Source organism: Rhizobium leguminosarum bv. viciae (assembly GCF_012276115.1).
Taxonomy (GTDB): Bacteria; Pseudomonadota; Alphaproteobacteria; order Rhizobiales; family Rhizobiaceae; genus Rhizobium; species Rhizobium leguminosarum_T.
The window spans coordinates 1-1,142 of the sequence record NZ_WIEU01000059.1 but is presented as its reverse complement, the minus strand read 5'-3'; the positions used below and the strand labels follow the sequence as shown (position 1 = coordinate 1,142).

At 55.3% G+C, this 1,142-nt stretch carries 1 protein-coding gene, 1 tRNA gene and 2 rRNA genes; 3 read left to right on the top strand and 1 reads right to left on the bottom strand.

Annotation, left to right across the window (positions count from 1 at the left end; all coding sequences use genetic code 11):
• The 3 genes from GFM02_RS34765 to GFM02_RS34755 form a co-directional block, all read left to right on the top strand.
• A 23S ribosomal RNA gene (locus tag GFM02_RS34765) occupies positions 1-107 on the top strand; the annotation flags it as partial.
• 184 nt (positions 108-291) lie between these two features.
• Positions 292-406: ribosomal RNA gene (gene rrf / locus GFM02_RS34760) — 5S ribosomal RNA — on the top strand.
• Positions 407-624: 218 nt separating this feature from the next.
• Positions 625-701: transfer RNA gene (locus GFM02_RS34755), tRNA-Met, on the top strand.
• Between the two features lie 190 nt (positions 702-891).
• Here GFM02_RS34755 and GFM02_RS34750 read toward each other — a convergent pair.
• The coding region (locus GFM02_RS34750) for a transposase domain-containing protein (protein WP_168324229.1) at positions 892-1,142 on the bottom strand (251 nt) is incomplete at its 5' end.

The window sequence follows — 1,142 nt, the reverse complement described above, 5'->3', positions numbered from 1 at the left end:
GTATTCCCTATCAGAGCCGTGGAAGACGACCACGTTGATAGGCCGGGTGTGGAAGTGCGGCAACGCATGAAGCTTACCGGTACTAATAGCTCGATCGGCTTGATCGTTCTCATTGACTATGCTCATCTCAAGGCGACCGCAAAGCGGTCGTCCTGACAAGGCGAAGGCGCCAGCCTTTGCCCGGTCCCGGCGAACACGAAGTGTTCGTCCGGTTGGAGCTCTAAAACGTGTTCAAAAACGAAGTCATAGGACTTCACCAGCTTCTCAAAACATAAAGTTGCGCTTTGCCGACCTGGTGGTTATGGCGGGGTGGCTGCACCCGTTCCCTTTCCGAACACGGCCGTGAAACGCCCCTGCGCCCATGGTACTTCGTCTTAAGACGCGGGAGAGTAGGTCGCTGCCAGGTCTGCAAAACGCAACTGATGTAAAACAAACAATCTTCTCATCACAAACTCTACGGCCCATGCCGAACAAAAGGGCCGCTCACAAAGCGGCCTTTTGTGTTAGAATACTGCAGCAGGAAAACACGAGACAAATTGCAAAAGCAATTTGCTCGGGCAGTAAGAGTAAACCGCCAAAGCGGTTTACTCAGACGCGACAAATCCCTTTGGGATTTGCGCTAGGCGCGGGGTGGAGCAGCCCGGTAGCTCGTCAGGCTCATAACCTGAAGGCCGCAGGTTCAAATCCTGCCCCCGCAACCAGATACACACTTGAATATTTTGCCATTCAAGTCGCTTAACAGCAAGCTCCTCCGCGTAAGCGTCGAGGAGCTTTTTGCGTTTCTGCCGGGTGTCCATCTCCCCCGGACGCCAGGTAAGCGGCGTTTTGACCCCACCTTTCGGATCAGCGGATCAGCGTGTGATTGACGATGTTAGGGCGTAAGCGGTGTTTTCAGGCCACGGCTTTGAGTTCGGGCTTTGCGGCATAGACCCACGGCAGCAGATCGTCGATCTGGCTATTTGGATGCCCGTTGACGATCCTGGTGAGGACGTCTGAGAGATAGGCCAGTGGCTCAACATCGTTGAGCTTGGCAGTCTCGATGAGCGAGGCGATGGTCGCCCAGTGTTCGGCCCCGGCGTCGGACCCGGCAAACAGCGCATTCTTGCGATTGAGGGCAATTGGCCTGATGGATCGTTCGACGG